This is a genomic window from Microbacterium sp. sgz311019 (assembly GCF_056135325.1).
In genome coordinates, this window is record NZ_JBWAXO010000001.1 from 292,235 (window position 1) to 316,527 (window position 24,293).

Here is a 24,293-nt window from a genome sequence, read left to right on the forward strand (position 1 = left end):
GATGACCGCAACAGCGCTGCCCGCCTCGCTCGCCGAGATCCGCGACGAGTTCCTCGAACTCCCCGAGGGGGAGCGCCTGCAGCTGCTCCTGGAGTTCTCGAACGAGCTTCCTCCGGTCCCCGCCGAGTACGAAGGTCACCCGGAACTGCAGGAGCGCGTCGTGGAATGTCAGTCCCCGGTGTACATCATCGTGGACGTGGACGACGATGACATCGTCTCGATGCACGCCACGGCGCCGCGCGAGGCGCCGACGACGCGGGGCTTCGCCAGCATCCTCGCGCAGGGGATCACCGGTCTCACGGCCGACGAGGTGCTCGCCGTCCCGGACGACTACCCGCAGTCGATCGGGCTGACGCGCGCGGTGTCGCCGCTGCGCATCTCCGGGATGACCGGCATGCTCCTCCGCACCAAGCGCCAGGTCGCGGCCAAGCGTCACGCCGGCTGAGTCAGCTCCGCGGCTGAGCCCGCTATCCGTTCTGCGGGGCGAGCTCGTGACGGCGCAGCCAGGATGTGATCGCGCTGCTCCACCGATCCTGGTCGTAGTTCCACAGCTTCGTGTGGCGCGCGACGTCGAACGAGTCGAGCTCGACGAGATCGGGGCGGGCCTGCGCCAGGCGGTGCGAGGCATCGGAGGGCACGAAGCCGTCGTCGTCGCTGTGCAGGATCAGGATGGGATGCCGCAGCTCCGCCGCGCGCGCCACCACGTCGAGCCGGTCGAACGGGATGGCGCCTCCCGTCCGCGTGAGGGGCGAGGCCCACGGCGCCTTCAGCGCGCCGATCGCGATACCTGCGACGGAGTTCGGGATGTGGTTGAGCCGCGCCTGGTAGTCGAGGACGACGCGCCAGTCGACCACCGGCGACTCGAGGATGACGCCCGCGATGAGATCACGGTGCGCAGACCCGAGGGCCACCTGCAGCGAGATCGCGCCGCCCATCGACCAGCCCATGAGGATGACGCGCTTCGCTCCGCGGCGACGGGCGAAGCCGATCGCGGCATCCACGTCCCGCCACTCGGTGGCGCCGAGCGCGTAGGTCCCGGTTCGGCTTCGGGGGGCTTCCCCGTCGTTGCGATAGGAGACGATGATCGTCGTCATCCCCAGGCCGTGGAACACCGGCACCGCGCGCAGGCACTCCGCCCTGGTCGTGCCGCGACCGTGCACCTGCACGACCCAGGTGTCGCCGTCGCCTGCCGGAAACAGCCAGGCGGGGCACGGACCCACCCCCGAGCCGATCAGCTCGGACGAGTACGGGAGGTGCAGTTGCTCCGGTCGGTCGTAATACCACCCGCTGAAGGCCGCGTCCGCACCCAGGCGCGACTGCGCATCCACTTGGGTGAGCAGCTTGCGCTTGACGGTCGTCGCGTCCTGGGAGAGGACCGAGCCGAGCTTCACGTAGTTCTCCGTGCCGCTCGTGAACAGGCCGTAGCGACCGGGAAGCTCGGTGTCCGGGGTGCGCGAGAGCGTGATGGTCTGCGCGGCGACGTCGAGCTTCACGATCTTCGTGTCGGCCCGGCGCGGGGCCGGCGTCACGACATCGCGCGCCACCTTGAGCGACACGAGGGCGAAGGCTCCCAGCACCACTCCGAGCGCAGTGCTCAGGAGTGTCAGCGCGACGCGGATTCCGGCGACGAGGCCAGGGGCGGCGGCGTCGCGCGCCGCGGCGCGCCTGAGGGGCTTCATAGGGGCTTCACTCTAGTCTGTGCACGTGAGTGACGGCCGTCCGCCTGGCGAGGCATCGTTCGCCCGGGCTGAGGCAGAAGTGCGGGCCGCGGTGCTGCGCGCCGACCTGGCGGTCAGGGAGATCCCCGCTCCCACGGGGCTTGCGCCGTACGCGATCGCGCTCGCCGGCGACGTGCGTCCGGAGGGCGACGGCGACTCCCCCTTCGGCACGGGCCGGATCATCGTGCTCCACGACCCGGAGGAGCCCGATGCGTGGGACGGCGCGTGGCGCATCGTCTGCCTCGCGCAGGCGCCGCTCGAGCCCGAGATCGGCGTGGATCCGGTGCTCGCCGACGTGGCGTGGTCGTGGCTCGTCGATGCCCTGAGCGCGCACGGCGCGAAGTTCCACGCCGCCGCGGGCACGGCGACCAAGACCATCTCGAAGGGCTTCGGCTCGCTCGCCCACGAGGGCGACGGCTCGCAGATCGAGGTGCGCGCGTCCTGGTCGCCGGATGGCGGCATCACGGCTCATGTGGAAGCCTGGGCGGAGTTCGTCTGCATGCTGGCAGGGCTGCCGCCCGGATCGGAGGGCATCGAGGTGTTCGGCGCACGGAGGTCGCGTGGCTGAGTATGACGTGATCGTGGATGGCTCTGGCCTCCGCGATGCTTCATCGCGCCTGTCGGAGGGGGTGGGACCGGTGGCCGTGGATGTGGAGCGCGCATCCGGGTTCCGGTACTCGCAGAGGGCGTATCTGGTGCAGGTGTTCCGCCGCGGAGCCGGTGTCTTCCTCTTCGACCCGCCCGCGATCGGCGACTTCACCCCGCTCGAGGATGCCATCGGCGCTGAGGAGTGGGTCCTCCACGCGGCGAGTCAGGATCTCCCCTCGCTGCGGGAGCTCGGCCTGGAGCCCGCATCCATCTTCGACACGGAGCTGGCGTCTCGTCTCCTCGGTCACGCGAGGGTCGGACTCGGCGCCGTGGTCGAGGACACCCTCGGCATCACGCTGGCGAAGGAGCACTCCGCGTCCGACTGGTCGACGCGGCCGCTCCCCCAGAGCTGGCTGGAGTACGCGGCGCTGGACGTCGAGTACCTCGTCGATGTGCGGGATGCGCTGGAGCTCGAGCTCATCGAGCAGGGCAAGACGCTCATGGCGGGCGAGGAGTTCACGGCGGTGCTCGCACGCATTCCGAAGCCGCCGCGCGGCGACCCCTGGCGGCGCCTCAGCGGGCTGCACACCGTGCGTGGACGCCGCAACCTGGCCGTCGCGCGCGCTCTCTGGCTCGCTCGCGAGGAGTACGCCCGCGAGCAGGACATCGCACCGGGCCGACTCGTGCCCGATCGCGCGCTGGTGGCCGCGATCCGCGCCGAGCCCGCGACCAAGCGCGACCTGGCCGCGGTCAAGGAGTTCAATGGCCGCGCCTCGCGCACGCAGCTCGACCGGTGGTGGACGGCGATCGAGGAGGGCCGCGCCGCCATCGACCTTCCGGTGGAGCGCATCCCGAGCGACACTCCCCCGCCGCCGCGCGCCTGGGCGGACCGGAACCCCGAGGCGGACGCCCGCCTCAAGATCGCGCGTCCGCTCGTCGAGCAGCGCGCCGCCGAACTCAACATGCCGACGGAGAATCTGCTCACTCCCGAGCTGCTCCGTCGCGTCGCCTGGCAGCCGCCGGAGCCGGTGGATGCGGATTCCATCGGGCGCGCGCTCGCCGACCTTGGGGCTCGCGACTGGCAGATTGCGCAGACTGCACAGCTGATCGCCGATGCCTTTGTGGATTCCGTGCATGGCCTTGACGAGGCGACCGAAACCGCTTCGTAGGTTCGATCCAACCGATTCGAGGCGGTCGGACCGCACTCCTAGGCTGGCGTCATCCCTAGCTTTGGAGGCAGAGTGGCCGAGATTTCGGACGTCTTCTTCGTCGATGGAATGCGCACCCCCTTCGGGCGCGCCGGCGAGAAGGGCATGTACTGGAACACCCGCGCTGACGACCTCGTCGTCAAGTCGATCATCGGGCTCATGGCGCGCAACCCGAACGTCCCGGGCGAGCGCATCGACGACGTGGCGATCGCCGCGACGTCGCAGACGGGCGACCAGGGGCTCACCCTCGGCCGCTCCGCGGCGATCCTCGCCGGCTTGCCGATGACGGTGCCGGGCTTCGCCATCGACCGCATGTGCGCGGGCGCGATGACGAGCGTCACCACGATGGCGGGCTCGATCGGCGTCGGCATGTACGACCTCGCCCTCGCAGGCGGAGTCGAGCACATGGGGCGCCACCCCATCGGCGCCAACGCCGACCCCAACCCGCGCTTCGTCGCCGAGCGCATGGTCGACCCCGGTGCCCTCAACATGGGAGTCACGGCCGAACGCATCCACGACCGCTTCCCGCACCTGACCAAGGAGCGCGCAGACCGGTACGGCATGCTCAGCCAGCAGAAGGCGCAGGCCGCCTACGACGCCGGCAAGGTCCAGCCCGACCTCGTGCCCGTCGCGATCAAGGATGCCGACGGCGCCTGGGGCCTCGCCACCGAGGACGAGGGACGCCGGCCCGAGACGACGATGGAGGGTCTCGCCACGTTGAAGACGCCCTTCCGCCCGCACGGGCGGGTGACCGCGGGCACGTCCTCACCGCTGACCGACGGCGCCACGATCGGCCTGCTCGCCGGCGGCGCCGCCGTCAAGGAGCTCGGCCTGCGGCCCAAGATGCGTCTCGTCTCCTTCGCCTTCGCGGGCGTGCAGCCCGAGATCATGGGCATCGGCCCGATCCCCGCGACCGAGAAGGCCCTGAAGAAGGCGGGTCTCACGATCGAGGACATCGGTCTGTTCGAGCTCAACGAGGCCTTCGCCATCCAGGTGATCTCGCTGCTCGACCACTTCGGCATCGCCGACGACGACCCGCGCGTGAACCAGTGGGGCGGCGCGATCGCCCTCGGCCACCCGCTCGCCGCATCCGGCGTGCGCCTCATGATCCAGCTCGCGGCTCAGTTCGCCGAGCGCCCCGACGTCCGCTACGGCCTGACGGCGATGTGCGTCGGCCTCGGCCAGGGCGGCTCGGTCATCTGGGAGAACCCGCACTACAACGGCAAGCGGAAGAAGTAGAGAGCAGAGAATGACCAACACCGCTTCAGATCAGTACGCGCAGATCGACTTCTCGCCCATTCACGCCCTCACCGACGGGGAGGTGATCACGAATTCGGCGGTGCGCGACATCCGCCTCCCGTCGGGCAACGTGCTGGCACTGATCACGCTCGACAACGGTCGGGATCACACGCGCCCGAACACGCTGGGCCCAGCGACGATCACCCAGCTCGGCGAGACGCTGGCCGGCCTCAAGGCGCGCGCCGCGTCCGGCGAGATCCAGGCTGTCGGCATCACCGGCAAGCAGTACATCCTCGCTGCGGGCGCCGACCTCAGCGACATCGCCCGAGTCGGATCGAAGGAGAACGCCAAGCTCGTCGCGCAACTCGGGCACAAAGTGCTCGGCTCGCTGTCGGAGCTCGGGGTCCCCTCGTTCGCCTTCGTCAACGGGCTCGCGCTCGGCGGCGGCCTTGAGATCGCGCTCAACTCGACGTACCGGACCGTGGATGCCTCGGCCGCCGCGATCGCGCTGCCCGAGGTCTTCCTCGGCATCATCCCGGGCTGGGGCGGCGCGTATCTGCTGCCGAACCTCATCGGGATCGAGAACGCCCTCGAGGTCGTGATCTCGAACCCGCTGAAGCAGAACCGCATGCTGAAGCCGCAGCAGGCGTTCGACTACGGCATCTTCGACGCGATCTTCCCGCCGGCGACCTACCTTGAGGACTCGCTCCTGTGGGCCGACAAGGTGCTCGCGGGCACCCTCAAGGTCGAGCGCAAGAACGAGCCGGGCAAGATCGAACGCCTCACCAAGTGGCCGATCGCCATCAAGATGGCGCGTGGCATGCTCGAAAGTCGCATCGGCACGGTTCCCCGCTCGCCGTACGCGGCCCTCGAACTGCTCGACAAGGCGAAGGGCGGCACGAAGGCGGAGGGCTTCGCGCGCGAGGACGACGTGCTCGCCGACCTCGCGACCGGCGACCAGTTCGCCGCATCCATGTACGCGTTCGATCTCGTGCAGAAGCGCGCCAAGCGTCCGGTCGGCGCCCCCGATAAGACACTCGCCAAGAAGGTGACCAAGGTCGGCATCATCGGCGCGGGCCTCATGGCGAGCCAGTTCGCCCTGCTGTTCGTGCGGAAGCTCCAGGTGCCGGTGCTGATCACCGATCTCGATCAGGCGCGCGTCGACAAGGGCGTGGCCTACATCCACGACGAGATCGGCAAGCTCGAGGCCAAGGGGCGCCTCGACAGCGACTCGGCCAACAGGCTGCGCGCGCTCATCCACGGCACGACCGACAAGAGCGAGTACGCGGACTGCGACTTCGTCATCGAGGCCGTCTTCGAAGAGGTGGGCGTCAAGCAGCAGGTGTTCGCCGAGATCGAGCCGATCATCGCAGAGGACGCGATCCTGGCGACGAACACCTCGTCGCTCTCGGTCGAGGAGATCGGCGCGAAGCTCGCCCACCCCGAGCGGCTCGTCGGCTTCCACTTCTTCAACCCGGTGGCGCTCATGCCGCTGATCGAGATCGTGAAGACGCCGTCGACCACGGATGCGGCCCTCTCGACGGCATTCGTCGTGGCAAGGGGCCTCGGCAAGAACGCGGTGCTCACCGCCGACGCGCCCGGCTTCGTCGTGAACCGCCTCCTCGCGAAGGTCATGGGCGAGGCGGCGCGTGCGGTCTACGAGGGCACACCCCTGCTGACGGTCGAGAAGGCGTTCGCGCCGCTCGGACTGCCGATGACGCCGTTCCAGCTCATCGATCTCGTCGGGTGGAGGGTCGCGGCGCACGTCCAGGACACGATGGCGCACGCATTCCCCGACCGCTTCTACGCCAACGAGAACTTCCACGCGCTGGCCGAGCTGCCGGAGGTGGTCGAGAAGGACAAGAACGGCCGCGTCACCGGCTGGTCGAAGGCGGCGGAGAAGACGCTCAAGGGCGCCGTCGGCTCGACCCCCGCATCCGAGGCGGAGATCCTCTCTCGTGTGCAGGACGGACTCGCGCAGGAGATCAAGCTGATGCTCGACGAGGATGTCGTCCCCGAGGTCGAGGACATCGACCTCTGCCTCATCCTCGGCGCGGGCTGGCCATTCATCGACGGCGGCGCGTCGCCCTACCTCGATCGCGAGGGCGCGTCGGAGCGGGTCTTCGGCGACACGTTCCACCACCCGGTGATCCGGGGCGTCGCGAACAGCTGATCGGCGGAACGACGAAGGGCGGCTCCCCGCGGGGAGCCGCCCTTCGTCACGTCATTTACGCGGCTCGATCGGCCGGACCACCGGCAGTACGCCGGTGTCGCCGGAGACGCCGCGGGCGAAGGGCAGCTTGGCACCCAAGACCATGGCGGTGACGTCCCGTGCGATCTGCTGCGGCGTCAGGCCGACGCGAGCGAGGATGTCGCCGCGCGCGCCGTGCTCGAGGAACTCGTCCGGCAGTCCGAGCTCCGTGACGGCGGTGTCGACGCCCGCCTCACGCAGGTCCTGACGGATGCGGGTGCCGATGCCGCCGACGCGCACGCCGTCCTCGATCGACACGACGAGCCGATGCGCGGCGGACATCTCGACGACGCTGCGAGCGACGGGGACCACCCAGCGCGGATCGATCACCGTCGCGCCGATTCCCTGCGCGGCCAGGAGATCGGCGACCGCGAGACCGGTGACGGCCATGGGGCCGACGGTGACGATGAGCACGTCCTTCACATCGGCCTCGCGCAACACGTCGACGCCGTCGTCTGTGCGGCGGACGGCGGCCAGCTCTGCGCCGACGGCGCCCTTCGGGAAGCGGATCACCGTCGGGGCGTCCTGGACGACGACGGCCTCGGCGAGCTCCTCGACGATACGCTCGGCGTCGCGGGGAGCCGCGATGCGGATGCCCGGGACGACCTGCAGGATCGCGAGGTCCCACACACCGTGGTGGCTGGGCCCGTCTGGGCCGGTGACACCGGCACGGTCGAGGACGAAGGTGACCCCTGCGCGATGGAGCGCGACATCCATCAGAACCTGATCGAACGCGCGGTTGATGAAGGTGGCATAGACCGCGACGACGGGATGCAGCCCTCCGAACGCGAGTCCCGCGGCCGAGGTGACCGCGTGCTGCTCCGCGATGCCGACATCGAAGACACGGTCGGGAAAGCGCTCGGCCATGCGGTGCAGGCCCGTGGGCTGCAGCATGGCGGCCGTGATACCGACGAGCCGAGGATCCCGCTCGGCCTGCGTCACGAGGGCGTCGGCGAACACCGACGTCCACGACGGCGCCGAGGGCCCGTCGAGCGGCTCGCCCGTCTCCGGGTCGATGATACCGACGGCGTGGAACTGATCAGCTTCGTCCTGACGCGCCGGCTCGTAACCGCGGCCCTTCTCGGTGATCGCGTGGACGATCACAGGGGCTCCGTAGTTCTTCGCCTGGCGGAGCGCCGCCTCGAGGGCATGCTCGTCATGGCCGTCGACGGGTCCGACGTACTTGATGTCGAGGTTCGAGTAGAGCGCCTCGTTGTCGGTGAAGCGCGCGAGGAAGCCGTGGAGGCCGCCGCGCACGCCGTTGTAGAAGGCTTTGCCCGGGTCGCCGAGCCGCTCGAACGCGCGGCTGCTCGACAGGTGCAGATTGCGGTAGCTCTGCTTCGTGCGCACGGAGTTCAGGAACCGCGCCATGCCGCCGATGGTCGGCGCGTAGGAGCGTCCGTTGTCGTTCACGACGATGATCAGCTTGCGGGTGTTGTCGTCGGAGATGTTGTTTAGCGCTTCCCACGTCATTCCGCCCGTCAGGGCTCCGTCACCGACGACGGCGACCACGTGCCGGTCGGACTGCCCCGTCATCTCGAACGCCTTAGAGATGCCGTCGGCCCACGACAGCGAGCTCGAGGCATGCGACGACTCCACGATGTCGTGCACCGACTCCGAGCGCTGCGGATAGCCGGCGAGGCCACCGGTCTGGCGGAGCGTCGAGAAGTCCTGGCGGCCGGTGAGCAGCTTGTGCACGTACGACTGGTGGCCGGTATCGAAGACCACCGCATCGCGCGGCGAAGAGAAGACCCGATGGATGGCGAGGGTCAGCTCCACGACGCCGAGGTTGGGTCCGAGGTGGCCGCCCGTGCGTGCGACGTTGGCGACGAGGAAGGCCCGGATCTCGGCGGCGAGCAGATCCATCTGCTCATCTGAGAGTGCATCGAGGTCTCGGGGACCCGTGATCGTCTCGAGCAGGCTCATCCCTCGATTCTACGCGAGGCGGTCTCGAGCGAGCGGATCCTCCGGGGCCCGCCGAGCGCTTTGTCAGCGATCCGTGAGGCCCCTCGGATCTCCCGCGCTCTGAAGAGGACGGGGCCGGCGGCACGTGTGCGCCGCCGGCCCCGTTCTCCCGCCGTGAGTGCTCAGACGAGGGAGCGCAGCACGTACTGCAGGATGCCGCCGTTGCGGTAGTAGTCGGCCTCACCGGGGGTGTCGATGCGCACGACAGCGTCGAATTCGACGACCTGCTTGCCTTCGGGCGAGAACTCGCTCGGCTCGGCGACGACGTGCACCGTCTTCGGTGTGGTGCCCTCGTTCAGCTGCTCCAGACCGCTGATCGACACCACCTCGGTGCCGTCCAGGCCCAGCGAATCGGCTGACTCACCGGCCGGGAACTGCAGCGGGACGACGCCCATGCCGATGAGGTTCGAGCGGTGGATGCGCTCGAAGCTCTCAGAGATGACCGCCTTGACGCCGAGGAGGCTCGTGCCCTTGGCCGCCCAGTCGCGCGAGGAACCCGAGCCGTACTCCTTGCCGCCGAAGATGACGAGCGGCGTGCCCTGAGCCTGGTAGTTCTGCGACGCATCGTAGATGAACGACTGCGGGCCGCCCTCCTGGGTGAAATCACGCGTGTACCCGCCCTCGACGCCGTCGAGAAGCTGGTTCTTCAGGCGGATGTTCGCGAACGTGCCGCGGATCATCACCTCGTGGTTGCCGCGGCGCGAGCCGTACGAGTTGAAGTCCTTGCGATCGACGCCGTGCTCCGTGAGATAACGGCCCGCGGGGCTGTCCGCCTTGATCGAGCCGGCGGGCGAGATGTGGTCGGTCGTGACCGAGTCGCCGAGCTTGGCCAGCACGCGCGCCCCGGAGATGTCGCTGACCGGCGACGGCTCCATCGTCATACCCTCGAAGTACGGAGGACGCCGCACATAGGTGGAATGCGCATCCCACTCGAACGTCTTGCCCTCGGGAGTCGGCAGGGTGCGCCAGCGCTCATCGCCCGCGAAGACGCTCTCGTACTGCGTGACGAACATGTCCTTGTCGATCGACGAGTCGATCGTCGACTGCACCTCGGCCGCGTCGGGCCAGATGTCGCGGAGGAAGACGTCGTTGCCGTCCTGGTCGGTCCCGAGCGCGTCGACTTCGAAGTCGAAGTTCATCGAGCCGGCCAGCGCGTACGCGATGACGAGCGGCGGTGACGCGAGGTAGTTCATCTTCACGTCGGGGTTGATGCGGCCCTCGAAGTTGCGGTTGCCCGAGAGCACCGCTGTCACGGCCAGGTCGTTCTGGTTGATGGCCGCCGAGACCTCCTCGATGAGGGGGCCGGAGTTGCCGATGCACGTGGTGCAGCCGTAGCCGACCGTGTAGAAGCCGAGGTCCTCGAGGTCCTGTGTGAGGCCGGCCTTCTCGTAGTAGTCGGTGACGACCTTCGACCCGGGCGCGAGGGTGGTCTTGACCCAGGGCTTCGCCTTGAGGCCCTTCTTCACGGCGTTGCGCGCGAGCAGACCTGCGGCGAGCATGACCGACGGGTTCGACGTGTTGGTGCACGACGTGATGGCCGCGATGGTGACCGCGCCGTGATCGATCGTGTACTCCGTGCCGTCCGCCTGCACGACCTTGGTGGGCTTCGACGCCGTCGCGGGCGCGTGGCTGTGGTGGTGGTGCACGTGGATGCTGTTCGCATCGGCCGGCGAGTTGGCCGGCGGGTCCGATGCCGGGAACGACTCCGCGATCTCGAGGTCGACGAGGTCGTGCTCGACGTCGGCGTAGTTGCAGAGATCGCGCTCGAACTGCTCCTTCGAGCGCGTGAGCTCGATGCGGTCCTGGGGGCGCTTCGGGCCCGCGATCGACGGGACGACCGAGCCGAGGTCCAACTCCATGTACTCGCTGAACACCGGCTCGTGCGACGGGTCGTGCCAGAGGTGCTGCTGCTTCGCGTACTGCTCGACGAGAGCGACCTGCTCGTCGCTGCGGCCGGTGAGGCGAAGGTAGTCGACGGTCACGTCGTCGATCGGGAAGATCGCCGCCGTCGAGCCGAACTCCGGGCTCATGTTCCCGATGGTCGCGCGGTTGGCGAGCGGGACGGATGCCACGCCCTCGCCGTAGAACTCGACGAACTTGCCGACCACACCGTGCTTGCGGAGCATGTCGGTGATCGTGAGGACGACGTCGGTCGCCGTGACGCCCGTGGGGATGCTGCCGGTGAGCTTGAACCCGACGACCTTCGGGATGAGCATCGAGACGGGCTGGCCGAGCATGGCCGCCTCTGCCTCGATGCCGCCGACGCCCCAGCCGAGGACGCCGAGGCCGTTGACCATCGTCGTGTGGGAGTCCGTGCCGACGCACGTGTCGGGGTAGGCCCGCAGCACGCCGTCCACGTTCCGGTCGTAGATGACCTTGGCCAGGTGCTCGATGTTGACCTGGTGCACGATACCGGTGCCCGGCGGGACGACCTTGAAGTCGTCGAACGCCGTCTGGCCCCAGCGCAGGAACTGGTACCGCTCGCCGTTGCGCTCGTACTCGATCTCGACGTTGCGCTCCAGCGCGTCCTCCGAGCCGAAGAGATCGGCGATGACCGAGTGGTCGATCACCATCTCGGCGGGCGAGAGCGGGTTGATCTTCGTGGGGTCGCCGCCGAGGGCGGCCATCGCCTCGCGCATCGTGGCGAGGTCGACGATGCAGGGCACGCCGGTGAAGTCCTGCATGACCACGCGCGCGGGCGTGAACTGGATCTCGGTGTCGGGCTCTGCCGCCGCATCCCACGATCCGAGCGCCTGGATCTGCGCCTTCGTGACGTTCGCGCCGTCCTCCGTGCGCAGCAGGTTCTCCAGGAGGACCTTGAGGCTGAACGGGAGCTTCTCGTAGCCGTCGACCGAGTCGATGCGGAAGATCTCGTAGTCGGTGCTGCCGACCGTCAGGGTGCTTTTCGCACCGAAGCTGTCAACCGTGGACACGTGTCGTCTCCTTCATCGGCGGCGGGGAGCGGGCGCGACGCCCGCGATCCCCATCCTCCCCCGCTCGAGCGCCCTCGGCTAGTGAGGCTCGCCTAAGCGTCCGCGCGGGGAAATTTATCTTGATGTCGAGATAAATGTATCACTTCGCGCGGGCGGGATAGAGCGCCCGGACCGCGAGCCACGTCACCGCGACGAGCGGCGCGAACAACGGCAGGCCCATCAGGAGCTTGAGCGTTCCGAGCGCCGCGACGTTGCCCGCGAAATAGAGCGGGAGCTGCACGGCGAGACGCGCGGCGAAGAGCGCCGCCCACGCGATGGCGAGCCAGAAGAAGACGCGCCGTTTCCGCGCGCTCTGCCGCCAGGCGGTCCCCTCGTTCATGAGGAAGCCGGCCGCGAGCCCGATGAGCGACCAGCCGACCAGAGCGGAGACGAGGAACGCCGTGCCGTACGCGGCGTTCGTGATGAAGCCCCAGACGAAGTTGTCCTGCGCACGGCCAGTGAAAAGCGAGAGGGCCGCGGCTGCGACGACCGCGATGAGTCCGCCGAGCGCTGCGGCCACCGGCTGGCGCATGACGAGCCGGATCACCGTGAAGACGACGGCCAGACCGACGGAGATCGCCAGCGACAGCCAGAGGTTGCCCTGGTGCGTGGCTGGGTTGGTCGTCAGCGTGTACGCGATGAGGAAGGCGAGGCTCGGGAGGATGGACTCCAGGACGCCGCGCACGCCCCCCATCGCGTGCCACACGACGTGGCCGGTGCTGCGGGACTGCGCAGGATCCATGCCCGCGCGACGCGCGGCGCTGCCGAGGGCGGCGCCGATCAGGTCGGATGCCGAGGGCTGGGGCTCGGCATCCTTCGACGCTCCCGCGTCCGGATCGCTCACGCGACGCCCGGAGTCGAGGGCATCTTCAGCGGGATGAGGTCACGCGGGGGCATCGGGCTGCCGCCGCGCACCACGACGATCGACCGGAAGAGGTCCTCGACCTGCGCGGCGGCATCCATGTCGCTGGTCGCGGCCCCGCCGATGACGCCCCGGAGGAACCAGCGGGGCCCGTCCACGCCGACGAAGCGCGCGAGGCGCTTGCCCGCGGCGCCGTCCGCACCGGCGATCACCGGCACCTCGGCGAGCAGCTCGGGGCCGAGCGGGCCCTCGCGCTCCTCGACGCGGCCGCCCTGCTGGCGGATCTGCTGGCGGATCTGCTCGCGCGTCTCCTCCCACAGACCCGCCGTGCGCGGCGCCGCGAAGGGCTGCACCTGCAGCGTGGAGTCGGCGTAGTCGAGGCCGACGGCCACGATGCGCTTCGTCTGCTCCTCGACCTCGAGGCGCAGGTTCAGCCCTTCACGCGGCAACACCTTGATGCCGCCGAGGTCGATGTAAGGGCGGACGGGGTTCGCCTCCGAGTCGTCGAACGGACCGGCCGTGGCACGGTCCTCGGGCGCCGACTTGGCCTCTTCTGGTGTCGCAGACGCATCGGTCATGCGTTGGTCCCTTCGTGGTTCTGGTAGCCGGTCGAGCCGAACCCGCCGTGACCGCGCAGGCTGTCGGGGAGTTCGTCGACCGGGATGAAGCGCGCGCGCGGCACCGGCATCACGATGAGCTGGGCGATGCGATCGCCGACCGCGATCTCGTATGCCTCGCGTGCGTCGGTGTTCAACAGCGCGACCTTGATCTCACCGCGGTAGCCGGCGTCGATCGTCCCGGGCGAATTGACGATCGTGATGCCGTGCTTGGCGGCGAGTCCGCTCCGCGGGACCACGAAGGCGGCATGCCCCTCGGGGAGGGCGATGCGCACGCCGGTGCCCACGAGCGCCCGCTCGCCGGGCTCGAGACGCACTGCTTCGGCTGCGATCAGATCTGCCCCGGCATCTCCGGGGTGCGCGTAGGCCGGAAGCTCGGGGGCGATAATGAGGACGTCCACGGTTTCGGTCACGCATCGAGGGTAATGCAGAACACAATGAGCGGTGCTCCCGCCGACAGCGGCGTCATCTACCGCGAGAGACTCAGCCCATCGCTCTGGTTCCTGGCGGCCGCAGCCGTCTGCGGGCCCATGGCGGCACTCGTCCTCGCGCCCTTCGACACGACGGTCGCACTCATCGGCGGCGCAGTCGTCGGGGTGGGGATCGTCTGGCTTCTGGTCGCCGGGTCCCCCACCGTCGCCGTCAAGGACGGGGAGCTCGTCGCGGGCCGCGCGCACATCGACGCGCATCTGCTGGGCGAGCCGGAGATCCTCACCGGGGACGACGCCCGCGTCGCGCGCGGACGCGACCTCGACCCTCGGGCGTGGCACATCGTGCGGGGCGGCATCGACGGAGTGCTCCGCATCCCGGTCCATGACGAAGACGATCCGACGCCCATGTGGATCGTCTCCACTCGGACGCCGGATCGGCTTGCGGCGGCCATCCGCCGTGCGCAGGCTACGCCGCGCACTCCACGCAGATAGGGCCCGTCGCCGAGTCGTGATCGATCTGCGACCGGTGCTTCACGAGGAAGCAGCTGACGCACGTGAACTCGTCCTCCTGAGGGGGAAGGACCACCACATCGAGCTCGAGCTCCGACAGATCCGCGCCCGGCAGTTCGAAGCCCGAGGGGTTGTCGGCGTCCTCGGCGTCGATCGAAGCGGAGGAGCTGTCCGGGACGCGCTCCTTGAAGGCCTCGATCGACTCGCTCTCGTCCTCATTCTTGCGGGGTGCGTCGTAGTCCGTTGCCATGCCTGAGTTTCTCTACTTCCCTGAGTGCTGTCGCCCCCGGCGGTATGCGGGTCCGCCGGTACGGGCGGCCATAGTTTGCACGACCGTATGACATTTCGCAAATGTCCTCTGCGGATTCGCAGGTTGTCCGGAAACCGCGTAGACGAAACGGGCGGCGCGCGCGCGATATTCCCGGCCGCGCTGACGAGCCGTGTCACGATAGGGCAGGACCCCAGATCGGAGGCGCTCTCCCCATGGAACAGCTCAGAGTCGTCGGCGAGGAGGACGGAAAGCTCGTCCTCGCGACCGAGTCCGGGGAGAGGTTCACCCTCCCCGTGGACGACGTGCTGCGCGCCGAGCTGCGCCGCGCGCGCCGGGAGCGGGAGGCGGGCGACCGCGCCGCGCGCCCGAGTCCGCGTGAGGTGCAGGCGCACATCCGCGCCGGCCTGTCCACCGAGGAGGTCGCCGCGCTCCTCGGCGCCCGCATCGAGGATGTCGCGCGCTTCGAGGGCCCCGTCCTCGCCGAGCGCGAGCACGTCGTGGGCCAGGCGCTCGCGGTGCCCGTGCTGCTCGGGACGGATTTCGACAGCGACACGCCACCGACCTTCGGCTCTGCGGTGCGTGCGAAGCTCGCCGACGCCGGCGCCACCGGCGAGCGGTGGACCAGCTGGAAGGAGCACACCGGCTGGATCGTGAAGCTCGAGTTCACGGCGGCCGAGGTCGACCGCGACGCCCGCTGGGGCTTCGACCCGCGCCGCGGAGTGCTCTCCCCCCTGAATCCGGACGCCATACAGCTCTCGCGGCAGGGATCACTCCCCGACAGCCTGATTCCCCGGCTGCGCGCACTCGAGACACCGCTCAAGGACGACAGCCGCTTCGACAGCGGAGCTTTCGGGCCGCGACGGATGCCGGCCCCCGAGGCCGACCTCGAATCGCCGGCGGTCCACGAGCCGGCGCCTTCCGCCGTGCAGGACGCCGCCATGAAACGCGCTCCGGAGGCCAGTCAGACCTCGAGCCAGACGGCCGACCTCCTCGAGGCCCTGCGCCGGCGGCGCGGTCAGAGGGAGGCCATGCCCGAGGAGACGGACGAGGTCGAGCCACCGGCGACACACCGCCAGAACTCCCCCGTCGCCCTGTTCGACGCGCTCGAGCCGGGGTTCGACCCTGCACTCGACGCACCCGCATCCTCCCCCGCCGCGCCTGACCCCGCGCATCCGGCAGAGCCGGTCCGCGCGACCGCGGACGCGCCTCGGACCACGTCGGAGCCGGCCCGAGCGACAGCGGAATCCGGACGCCGGAAGGGCCGGACGTCGATGCCCTCCTGGGACGAGATCGTGTTCGGAGCGCGAACCGAGGAGTGACCGAGCTCAGCCCGCGAACGCGCCGAGGCGCAGCAGCGGGACGATCCGCTCCTCGTCGGTGAGCGAGCCGTGCTGGCCGACCATGCGCTGCGAACCCTTGTCGGCCACGCGGTCGTCGTAGTACGCGATGCCCGCCCGTGCGGCGACCACCACGTCGCCGATGCGGTCGCGCACCGTCGGGTCGACCACGGGCCCGAAGAGGCCGGCCGCGATCGCCTCGTCGCGCGAGGCGACCCATGAGCGGCCGGACTCCGATGAACGCCACGTGCTCAGCAGTGTGTCCGCGGCCCCAGGCTCGGCGTAGACGTGGAGCATGCGGGGCTCGCCCCCGATCATCGCCACCCCGTCGAGGACGGCGTCCCCTTCCTCGAGCAGCACCTGCCGGTGCTTCGGCACGTCGATCATCCCGTGGTCCGCTGTGACCACGACGCCGGTGCCGCCGTCGAGGGAGTCGCTCATCGACCGGGCCGCCGCATCCACCTTCTCCAGTGCGGCCGTCCAGCGGTCGGTCTCCCAGCCGTGCTTATGGCCGACGGAATCCAGGTCGGGGGCGTACAGGTAGACGAGAGCGCCCGGGTTCGACCCTGCGAGATCCGCCGCGAGGAGCGCACGATCCGCGATGTCGGCCGCCACGACGAACTCCGCGCCGCGCAGGATCGCCTCCGTGAAGCCCGTGCCGGCGTACTTCGCGTGGGACACCACGAAGCACGGCCGGCCCTGCGCGGCCTCGCGGGCGATGAGCGGCTCGAGCCGCTGCCACGAGTGCGGGTCGAGCCCGTCGGTCTCCCAGCCCTTCAGCTGGTTCACAGCGTCCGGCGCGCCCGGCACACGCACGCGATAGCCGACGATGCCGTGCTCACCGGGAGGGGCGCCGGTCAGGAGGCTGGTGAGCGCAGCCGCCGTCGTGGAGGGGAAGACCGTGCGCACGACATCCTTCTTGCCGCCGGCGCCCGCGAGGAAGCGCGCGTGCCCGCCACGGGCCGCAAGGTTCGCCGCGCCCAGACCGTCGACGACGAGCACGATCGCGCTGCGTACGGGGCGAAACCACGTCGATGAGCCCGACAGCGCGTCGATCACCTCGGGCAGGACACGGACCAGGCTCCGGGCGCGCGGCGGGTCCGCCGGTAGGCTGAGGGACATCGGTTCAGTGTCGCACATGCGTCCGAACCCAGCCCGCACATCCGAAGGTCCCGCACAGCACATGCCCTCATCGCGCTCCTCCTCGCCCACAGAAGACGCTCCCCTCGAACGCATCGAGGACGTCGACGTCTCGGCGGAGATGCAGGGCTCGTATCTCGAGTACGCCTATTCGGTGATCTACTCACGGGCGCTGCCCGATGCGCGCGACGGCCTCAAGCCGGTGCAGCGCCGCATCCTGTTCCAGATGGCTGACATGGGCCTGCGCCCCGACCGCGGCCACGTCAAGAGCGCGCGCGTCGTCGGCGAGGTGATGGGAAAGCTGCACCCGCACGGCGACACCGCAATCTACGACGCCCTGGTCCGGCTCGCACAGCCGTTCACCCTCCGAGTGCCGCTCGTGGACGGCCACGGCAACTTCGGCTCGCTGGACGACGGCCCCGCGGCACCGCGCTACACCGAGGCGCGCCTCGCGCCAGCCGCCCTGGCCCTCACGGAGAACCTCGACGAGGACGTCGTCGATTTCATCCCGAACTACGACGGCCAGTTCCAGCAGCCGGAGGTCCTTCCGGCCGCCTACCCCAACCTGCTCGTCAACGGCGCGGCCGGCATCGCGGTCGGCATGGCGACCAACATGGCCCCGCACAATCTCATCGAGGTCGTGGCCGCCGCCATCCATCTGCTCGACAATCCGGATGCGACGGTCGAAGAGCTCATGGAGTTCGTCCCGGGCCCCGATCTGCCCGGGGGCGGGATCATCGTGGGGCTCGACGGCATCAAGGACGCCTACGCGAACGGACGCGGCACCTTCCGCACCCGCGCGAAGGTCGCGGTCGAACAGCTCGGCCCGCGGCGCACAGGACTCGTCGTCACCGAGCTGCCGTACCTGGTCGGTCCCGAACGGATCATCGAGAAGATCAAGGATGCCGTCACCGCGAAGAAGCTGACGGGGATCTCGGACGTCACCGACCTCACCGACCGCCACAACGGCCTGAAGCTCGTCATCGGCATCAAGACCGGCTTCGATCCCAACGCCGTCCTGGAGCAGCTGTACCGCCTGACCCCGCTCGAGGACTCGTTCGGCATCAACAACGTCGCGCTCGTCGGCGGCCAGCCGCAGACGTTGGGGCTGCGGGAGATGCTGCGGGTCTACCTCGATCACCGCATCAGCGTGGTGACGCGGCGCAGCGAGTTCCGCCTCGCACGCCGACGCGAGCGACTGCATCTCGTCGAGGGTCTCCTCATCGCGATCCTCGATATCGACGAGGTCATCCAGGTCATCCGAACCTCCGACGACAGCGAGCAGGCGCGGGGGCGACTCCAGCAGGTGTTCGACCTCTCGCAGGTGCAGGCGGAGTACATCCTCGAGCTGCGCCTGCGCCGTCTCACGAAGTTCTCGCGCATCGAGCTGGAGGCGGAGCGCGACTCGCTGCAGGCGGAGATCGCCGCGCTCGTCGAACTGCTCGGCGACGACGCGCTCCTGCGCGCCCAGGTCGCACGGGAGCTCGACATCGCGGCCGAGGCCTACGGCACGCCGCGCCGCACGCTCCTTCTGAACGGCGGGCCGGTCCAGCCGCGCTCTCGGGCCGCCGCCATCGCCGCGGACCTTCAGATCGCCGATGCGCCCTGCCGCGTGTTCCTGTCGTCCACGGGACGCATGGTGCGCGCCGAGCTGGTGGCGGATGCACAGGGCAACGGCATCGTGCCTCCCGCGCGCCGGTCGAAGCACGACGCCATCCGGTCGGCCGTCGACACGACGACCCGCGGCGACATCGGCGCCGTCACGAGCGCCGGACGTCTCGTCCGCTTCTCCCCCGTCGATCTCCCCTCCGTTCCCGGCAACTCGGTGCAGCTCGCGGCCGGCACACGCGCCGACCAGTACCTGCCGCTCGAGAAGGGCGAGCACGTCGTGGCGATCGTTCCGATCATCGACGGGCCGCCGATCGCGCTGGGCACCGAGCAGGGCGTGGTCAAGCGCGTCGCCGCGAGCGAGCTCGGCAACAAGCACGACGTCGAGATCATCGCCCTGAAGGACGGCGACCGCGTCGTCGGCGCGGCCCCAGCCTCGGACGGCGCCGAGCTCGTGTTCGTCGCGAGCGACGCCCAGCTGCTGAGGTTCGACGCCTCATCCGTGCGCCCGCAGGGCCGGACGGCGGGCGGCATGGCCGGCATTCGCCTGTCCGACGGCGCGCGCGCGGTCGCATTCGATGTGGTCGGCCCGACCGACTTCGACGCGGTCGTCGTGACCGTCGCCGGATCCACCACGGCGCTCGCGGGAACGGATGCGGGTACCGCCAAGGTCTCCGCCTTCACGGAGTTCCCGGCGAAGGGCCGTGCGACCGGCGGAGTCCGCGCGCAACGATTCCTGCGCGGCGAGGACACCATCACGCTCGCCTGGGTGGGGTGCGAACCGCGCGCCGTCGGGACAGACGGCGCCACGCGTCACCTGCCCGCCGCAGGCGCCAAGCGCGATGCATCCGGTGCACCGCTCGACGCCGTCGTCGGCGCCGTCGGCACTGCCGTCCGCTGAGCGGGGCTCAGAAGCGACGTCCCAGCCGGGCGGGCCGGCGCATCCAGATGTCGACCGCGTCCCGCTCCTCGTCGACGAAACCGTGCCGCTCGTAGAGCCGGCGCGCCGAGGAGCCGACGAGGACCTGAAGTCGCAGTGGCCGATCGTCCGGCGCGTCGGCGAGCACGTTCCCCAGCACCGCCGTCCCGAAGCCGCGCCCCTGGTACGCCCCATCGATGTAGAACATCTCGAGCCAGAGCGCATCCGCATCCTCGCGAAGCGTGATCGTCCCGGCGACGGCACCGTCGACGAGGATCATCCGTGTGTGCTCCGTCGAGAAGTGCGCGATGACCCGCTCGCGGGAGCGCGCCGGGTCCCAGCCCTCGAGCGCCTCGAGCTCGGGTCGCAGCACCCGCTCCTTGAGAGCGACGACGGTCTCGATGTCATCCGTCGTCGCCGGCCGCAGAGACACGCCCTCGGGCAGTTCGGCGCTCACGCGTCGATGCGCTCGCGACCTAGACGATCGGCGGAGGTGACGATGAACTCGCGGCGCGGAGCGACGTCGTTGCCCATCAGCATCTCGAACACCGCGGTGGCCGCCTCCGCATCCTGGACGCCCACGCGCCGGAGCGTGCGTCCCGCGCGGTCCATCGTGGTGGAGGCGAGCTGCTCGGCATCCATCTCGCCCAGACCCTTGTAGCGCTGGATGGGCTCCTGCCAGCGCTTGCCCGCCTTCGTGAGCTTCGCCAGCAGCGTGTGGAGCTCTTGCTCGCTGTAGGTGTAGATCGTCTCGTTCGGCTTGGAGCCGGGGTTCATGACGATCACGCGATGCAGCGGCGGCACGGCCGCGAAGACACGGCCGGCCTCGATGAGCGGGCGCATGTAGCGGAAGAAGAGAGTCAGCAGGAGCGTGCGGATGTGCGCGCCGTCGACGTCGGCGTCGCTCATCAGGATGATCTTCCCGTAGCGGGCAGCATCCAGGTCGAACGTCCGGCCGGAACCCGCGCCCACGACCTGGATGATCGAGGCGCACTCGGCGTTGCCGAGCATGTCGCTGATCGACGCCTTCTGGACGTTGAGGATCTTGCCGCGGATCGGCAGGAGCGCCTGGTACTCGCTGTTGCGCGCGAGCTTCGCGGTGCCGAGCGCGGAGTCGCCCTCGACGATGAAGAGCTCGGAGTCCGAGACGTCGTTCGACCGGCAGTCCACGAGCTTGGCCGGCAGCGACGAAGACTCCAGCGCGTTCTTGCGGCGCTGCGTCTCCTTGTGCGTGCGGGCGGAGATGCGCGCCTTCATCTCGGCGACGATCTTGTCGAGGAGCAGCCCGGTCTGCGCCTTGTCGTCGCGCTTGGTCGAGGCGAAGCGGGCGGTCAGCTCCTGCGAGATGATGTTGGTGACGATCTGCCGCACCGCCGGCGTCCCGAGAACCTCCTTCGTCTGCCCTTCGAACTGCGGCTCGGGCAGGCGCACGGTGAGCACCGCGGTGAGCCCGGCGAGGATGTCGTCCTTCTCGAGCTTGTCCGTGCCGACCTTCAGGCGCCGGGCGTTCTGTTCCACCTGCGAGCGCAGGACCTTGACGAGCCCCTGCTCGAAGCCCTGCTGGTGGGTGCCGCCCTTCGGCGTCGAGATGATGTTGACGAACGACCGGCTGACGGTGTCATAGCCGGTGCCCCAGCGCAGGGCGATGTCGACGTGGCAGACCCGCTCGACCTCGGTCGGGACCATCGCCCCGTTGTCCTGCAGCACCGGGACGGTCTCGCGGAAGGTTCCTTCGCCCATCAGCCGCCACGTGTCGGTCACGGCACCGTCGGGGGCGAGGAAGTCGGCGAACTCCGAGATGCCGCCCTCGTACTTGTAGGACGTCGTGCGCGGCTCGCCCTCGCGCTCGTCGCGGATCACGATCTCGAGACCCGGGACCAGGAACGCGGTCTGGCGTGCGCGCTGTTCGAGTTCGTCGAGGGTGAACGTCGCATCCTTCGTGAAGATCTGCCGATCCGCCCAGTACCGGATGCGGGATCCTGTGACGCCCTTGGCGACCTTGCCCACCGTCCGCAGCTCGCTCGAGTTCAGGTACGGGGTGAAGCCCGAGTCCGGTGAGCCGTTTCCGAACACCCCGGGCTCGCCGCGGTGGAACGACATCGCCCAGGTCTTGCCGTCGCGGTCCACCTCGACGTCGAGTCGCTCGGAGAGGGCGTTGACGACGGATGCGCCCACTCCGTGCAGACCGCCGGATGCGGCGTACGACCCGCCGCCGAATTTGCCGCCCGCGTGGAGCTTCGTGAACACGACTTCGACGCCGGTGAGGCCGGTGCGCGGTTCGATGTCGACAGGGATGCCTCGCGCACGGTCGACGACCTCCACGCTGCCGTCGGAGTGCAGGATGACATCGATGCGGTCGCCGTGACCGGCGAGGGCCTCGTCGACGGAATTGTCGATGATCTCCCAGAGGCAGTGCATGAGCCCCCGCGAGTCCGTCGACCCGATGTACATACCGGGCCGCTTGCGCACGGCCTCGAGTCCCTCAAGGACCTGGAGGTGGTGCGCAGAGTATTCGGAGGTCACGATCTTCCAGCGTAATCGTGGGTGCCGACAGCTCCTGCCATGAACACGGCCCGGCGGGGCCGTCGTACGCGGTCAGCGAACTCACGGCCGATCGTGGCATTACCGCAACGTGCGCGTGGTTGTATGTGATGACCGGCCCCAGGACGACGACACGAGGAGGCAGACGAGATGACTACGCTATCGACACCGAACGAGCCCGCCGTCCTCGAGCGCCGTCTCACCGCAGCGGATCGCTGCGATGCGTGCGGGGCCCAGGCGTATATCATCGCCGTCGTCAACGGCAGCGAGCTGCTCTACTGCGCCCACCACGGACGCAAGTTCGAGGAGAAGCTTCGCGCGGTCGCCACGTCGTGGCACGACGAGAGCGATCGTCTGCACGAGACGAACGACTGATTCACCGCTCGCGGTAGACGCGCGGCACGAGCGGCGAGAGCCGCACGGCGATCTCCTCGCCGATGGAGTCGATGCGTTCGGCGTGAGTGGTCGCAGACGGCGCATCCCCTCCCCACACCGTCACGGTCTGCGGGGGCCCAGCATCAGTCCACGCCGCCACGGTCATCGTGTCCAGATCGACAGCGAGCACCTCACGCCGACCGGCGGGGGTCGCGACCTCGGTGCGACCCGCCAGCGAGGACGGGAATCCATCGAGCGCTCCGAGCCCCAGGACGACCCGGTCGCGTTCCACCGACTGCACATCCACCCGCACGGCGCCGATCGGACAGATGCCGAGTTCATCCTCTGCGGGGCCGCCCGCCGGACGGATGCCGTAGGCGAAGGCGCCGACGCGGGCCAGGTCGTACCGGAACTCGGGACGCGCGAACGACGCCGCGCTCGCCGCGAGGTGCCGCAGGCGCGGCTGCAGCCCCGCGCGCTCCGCACGCCGGACCGCGTCGTCGAACACGGCGCGCGCCGCATCGTCCTCGGCGTCGGACGCCTCGGCGATGTGGCTCCAGACACCCTCGACGACGATGGATGCCGCCTGCTCCAGCTCCGCGGCACGTGACACGGCCGCATCCCATTCCTCGGGACGGATGCCGTTGCGGTGCAGGCCCGTATCGATCTTGAGGTGCACGCGCGCCGGACGGCCGACCTCGCGCGCCGCGATCGCCACCTCCTCGAGGAGGGCCGCATCGCCGACCCCGAGGTCGAGATCGGCGTCGACGCCGGCCCGCGCGTCGTCGAGAGAACCGACGAGCCACGAGAAGACACGCGCGTCGGGCGCCTCGTCGCGCACGGCCAGCCCCGTGGGGATGTCGAAGGCGCCGAACCAGTGCACCCCCTCGGCCCGCGCCGCACGGACGATCGGCACGAGTCCGTGGCCGTACGCGTCGTCCTTCACGACCAGCATGTGCTCGGCCGGCGCGATCCGCTCGCGCACGACCCGCAGATTCGCGGCGAAGAGGCGGAGGTCGACGTCGAGCCGGGCGGTCATGCGGTCCATTCCCTCGTGGTGTTCAGGCCGACCGCGGTGAGGATCTCGGCGGCGGACAGGCCGGTGGCCGAGGTCCACTCGGCGACCGTCGGGCCGCCTGCGCCTCCGAAGAACGTGGCCGCCGCGCCACGCGGGATGTCGGCTTCCCCGATATCCACCACGCATACGTCCATGGCGACCCGTCCGACGATCGGGAGTCGACGTCCGGCGACGAGCACGGATGCGCGGCCGCCGAGCGAGCGGACCACGCCCTGTGCATAGCCGCCCGTGACGAGCGCGATGCGCGTGTCCGCCGTGGCGCGATGCAGATACCCGTACGAGACGCCCTCGCCCGCCCGAAGCGCCTTCGTCGAGAGCACCGTCCCCTCGAGCGTCATGACGGGACTCGTCCCGGGCGCGACGCCGTACACGGCGTCGCCGACGGCGGAACGGGTGAGGCGGGGCTCGAGTCCGGCCATCGCCACGGCATCCTCATCGCCCGCGTCGACGAGCGCCTCGCGCACCCCTGCGTCGACGAGCACCTCGGCGACGGCCAGGATACCGTGACCCCAGGCATCGCGGCGGAGATCGGCCGGACGGCTCCCCAGAGCCAGGGCGTTGCGATGCAGCGCGACGCGCGAGAGACGGACGCGGGGAGCGGATGCTCCGACGGCGTCGGGCGCGTCGTCGCCCAGGTTCACCGCCGTCACGCCCTCTAGACTA

At 69.7% G+C, this 24,293-nt stretch carries 21 protein-coding genes; 9 read left to right on the forward strand and 12 right to left on the reverse strand.

The features are described from left to right. Nucleotide 1 precedes the first annotated feature (1 nt). A complete protein-coding gene (locus AC0NZN_RS01435; protein ID WP_474590484.1) occupies nucleotides 2-445 on the forward strand; it encodes a SufE family protein in 444 nt (147 codons plus the stop codon). A 22-nt stretch (nucleotides 446-467) separates the two neighbouring features. Here the strand turns inward: AC0NZN_RS01435 and AC0NZN_RS01440 are convergent, their stop codons facing one another. Continuing rightward, nucleotides 468-1,679 carry an alpha/beta hydrolase family protein gene (locus AC0NZN_RS01440; RefSeq protein ID WP_474590485.1) on the reverse strand — a complete coding sequence of 404 codons (1,212 nt, stop codon included), beginning with the start codon at nucleotides 1,677-1,679 and terminating at the stop codon, nucleotides 468-470. Between the two features lie 25 nt (nucleotides 1,680-1,704). Here AC0NZN_RS01440 and AC0NZN_RS01445 point away from each other — a divergent pair, with 25 nt between their 5' ends. From AC0NZN_RS01445 to AC0NZN_RS01460, 4 genes are all read left to right on the forward strand, one after another. Further along, on the forward strand, nucleotides 1,705-2,286 hold the full coding sequence (locus AC0NZN_RS01445) for a DUF3000 domain-containing protein (protein ID WP_474590486.1): 582 nt from the start codon (nucleotides 1,705-1,707) through the stop codon (nucleotides 2,284-2,286). Beyond that, on the forward strand, nucleotides 2,279-3,475 hold the full coding sequence (locus AC0NZN_RS01450) for a ribonuclease D (RefSeq protein WP_474590487.1): 1,197 nt from the start codon (nucleotides 2,279-2,281) through the stop codon (nucleotides 3,473-3,475). The genes AC0NZN_RS01445 and AC0NZN_RS01450 overlap by 8 nt, the downstream gene beginning before the upstream one ends. Before the next feature lie 72 nt (nucleotides 3,476-3,547). After that, nucleotides 3,548-4,753 carry a thiolase family protein gene (locus tag AC0NZN_RS01455; protein ID WP_474590488.1) on the forward strand — a complete coding sequence of 402 codons (1,206 nt, stop codon included), beginning with the start codon at nucleotides 3,548-3,550 and terminating at the stop codon, nucleotides 4,751-4,753. 10 nt (nucleotides 4,754-4,763) lie between these two features. Further along, entirely contained in the window at nucleotides 4,764-6,926 is a 2,163-nt protein-coding gene (locus AC0NZN_RS01460) for a 3-hydroxyacyl-CoA dehydrogenase NAD-binding domain-containing protein (RefSeq protein WP_474590489.1), read from the forward strand. Between the two features lie 51 nt (nucleotides 6,927-6,977). On the opposite strand, the gene dxs is transcribed toward AC0NZN_RS01460, so the two are convergent. The 5 genes from dxs to dut all read right to left on the reverse strand — a co-directional run bounded on the left by dxs (nucleotide 6,978) and on the right by dut (nucleotide 13,833). Then, nucleotides 6,978-8,930 (reverse strand): 1-deoxy-D-xylulose-5-phosphate synthase, encoded by a 1,953-nt coding sequence (gene dxs, locus AC0NZN_RS01465; protein WP_474590490.1) that lies wholly within the window; start codon nucleotides 8,928-8,930, stop codon nucleotides 6,978-6,980. 161 nt (nucleotides 8,931-9,091) lie between these two features. Beyond that, the gene (acnA, locus tag AC0NZN_RS01470; protein ID WP_474590491.1) at nucleotides 9,092-11,902 is read right to left on the reverse strand and encodes an aconitate hydratase AcnA; all 2,811 of its coding nucleotides are present in this window, start codon (nucleotides 11,900-11,902) and stop codon (nucleotides 9,092-9,094) included. Between the two features lie 139 nt (nucleotides 11,903-12,041). Continuing rightward, complete coding sequence (locus AC0NZN_RS01475) at nucleotides 12,042-12,785, reverse strand: DUF3159 domain-containing protein (protein WP_474590492.1); 744 nt, start codon at nucleotides 12,783-12,785, stop codon at nucleotides 12,042-12,044. Then, nucleotides 12,782-13,381 carry a DUF3710 domain-containing protein gene (locus tag AC0NZN_RS01480; RefSeq protein WP_474590493.1) on the reverse strand — a complete coding sequence of 200 codons (600 nt, stop codon included), beginning with the start codon at nucleotides 13,379-13,381 and terminating at the stop codon, nucleotides 12,782-12,784. The genes AC0NZN_RS01475 and AC0NZN_RS01480 overlap by 4 nt, the downstream gene beginning before the upstream one ends. Beyond that, a complete protein-coding gene (gene dut / locus AC0NZN_RS01485; RefSeq protein WP_474590494.1) occupies nucleotides 13,378-13,833 on the reverse strand; it encodes a dUTP diphosphatase in 456 nt (151 codons plus the stop codon). Before dut ends, AC0NZN_RS01480 begins: the two co-directional genes overlap by 4 nt. Before the next feature lie 24 nt (nucleotides 13,834-13,857). Between dut and AC0NZN_RS01490 the strand changes: the two genes are divergently transcribed. Then, complete coding sequence (locus AC0NZN_RS01490) at nucleotides 13,858-14,343, forward strand: DUF3093 domain-containing protein (RefSeq protein ID WP_474590495.1); 486 nt, start codon at nucleotides 13,858-13,860, stop codon at nucleotides 14,341-14,343. Here the strand turns inward: AC0NZN_RS01490 and AC0NZN_RS01495 are convergent. Next, a complete protein-coding gene (locus AC0NZN_RS01495; RefSeq protein WP_474590496.1) occupies nucleotides 14,318-14,611 on the reverse strand; it encodes a DUF4193 domain-containing protein in 294 nt (97 codons plus the stop codon). The genes AC0NZN_RS01490 and AC0NZN_RS01495 overlap by 26 nt on opposite strands. Nucleotides 14,612-14,844: 233 nt before the next feature. On the opposite strand from AC0NZN_RS01495, the gene sepH reads away from it, so the two are divergent. Beyond that, nucleotides 14,845-15,951: a septation protein SepH gene (gene sepH / locus AC0NZN_RS01500; RefSeq protein ID WP_474590497.1), complete on the forward strand. Its 1,107-nt coding sequence runs from the start codon at nucleotides 14,845-14,847 to the stop codon at nucleotides 15,949-15,951. 6 nt (nucleotides 15,952-15,957) lie between these two features. On the opposite strand, the gene AC0NZN_RS01505 is transcribed toward sepH, so the two are convergent. Continuing rightward, the gene (locus tag AC0NZN_RS01505; protein ID WP_474590498.1) at nucleotides 15,958-17,091 is read right to left on the reverse strand and encodes an alkaline phosphatase family protein; all 1,134 of its coding nucleotides are present in this window, start codon (nucleotides 17,089-17,091) and stop codon (nucleotides 15,958-15,960) included. A gap of 61 nt (nucleotides 17,092-17,152) precedes the next feature. On the opposite strand from AC0NZN_RS01505, the gene AC0NZN_RS01510 reads away from it, so the two are divergent. Continuing rightward, nucleotides 17,153-19,618, forward strand: coding sequence for a DNA gyrase/topoisomerase IV subunit A (locus AC0NZN_RS01510; RefSeq protein WP_474590499.1), 2,466 nt, complete (start codon nucleotides 17,153-17,155; stop codon nucleotides 19,616-19,618). A gap of 7 nt (nucleotides 19,619-19,625) precedes the next feature. Here the strand turns inward: AC0NZN_RS01510 and AC0NZN_RS01515 are convergent, their stop codons facing one another. Beyond that, the gene (locus tag AC0NZN_RS01515; protein WP_474590500.1) at nucleotides 19,626-20,093 is read right to left on the reverse strand and encodes a GNAT family N-acetyltransferase; all 468 of its coding nucleotides are present in this window, start codon (nucleotides 20,091-20,093) and stop codon (nucleotides 19,626-19,628) included. After that, nucleotides 20,090-22,162, reverse strand: coding sequence for a DNA gyrase/topoisomerase IV subunit B (locus AC0NZN_RS01520; RefSeq protein WP_474590743.1), 2,073 nt, complete (start codon nucleotides 22,160-22,162; stop codon nucleotides 20,090-20,092). The genes AC0NZN_RS01515 and AC0NZN_RS01520 overlap by 4 nt, the downstream gene beginning before the upstream one ends. 165 nt (nucleotides 22,163-22,327) lie before the next feature. Between AC0NZN_RS01520 and AC0NZN_RS01525 the strand changes: the two genes are divergently transcribed. Next, entirely contained in the window at nucleotides 22,328-22,552 is a 225-nt protein-coding gene (locus AC0NZN_RS01525; RefSeq protein WP_320940705.1) for a DUF7455 domain-containing protein, read from the forward strand. Nucleotide 22,553: 1 nt separating this feature from the next. Here AC0NZN_RS01525 and AC0NZN_RS01530 read toward each other — a convergent pair whose 3' ends face one another. Together AC0NZN_RS01530 and AC0NZN_RS01535 are read right to left on the reverse strand one after the other, a co-directional pair. Further along, a complete protein-coding gene (locus AC0NZN_RS01530) occupies nucleotides 22,554-23,591 on the reverse strand; it encodes an alanine racemase (RefSeq protein WP_474590501.1) in 1,038 nt (345 codons plus the stop codon). Further along, nucleotides 23,588-24,280, reverse strand: a complete 693-nt coding sequence (locus AC0NZN_RS01535) for an alanine racemase (protein ID WP_474590502.1) — start codon at nucleotides 24,278-24,280, stop codon at nucleotides 23,588-23,590. The genes AC0NZN_RS01530 and AC0NZN_RS01535 overlap by 4 nt, the downstream gene beginning before the upstream one ends. Nucleotides 24,281-24,293: the final 13 nt, after the last annotated feature.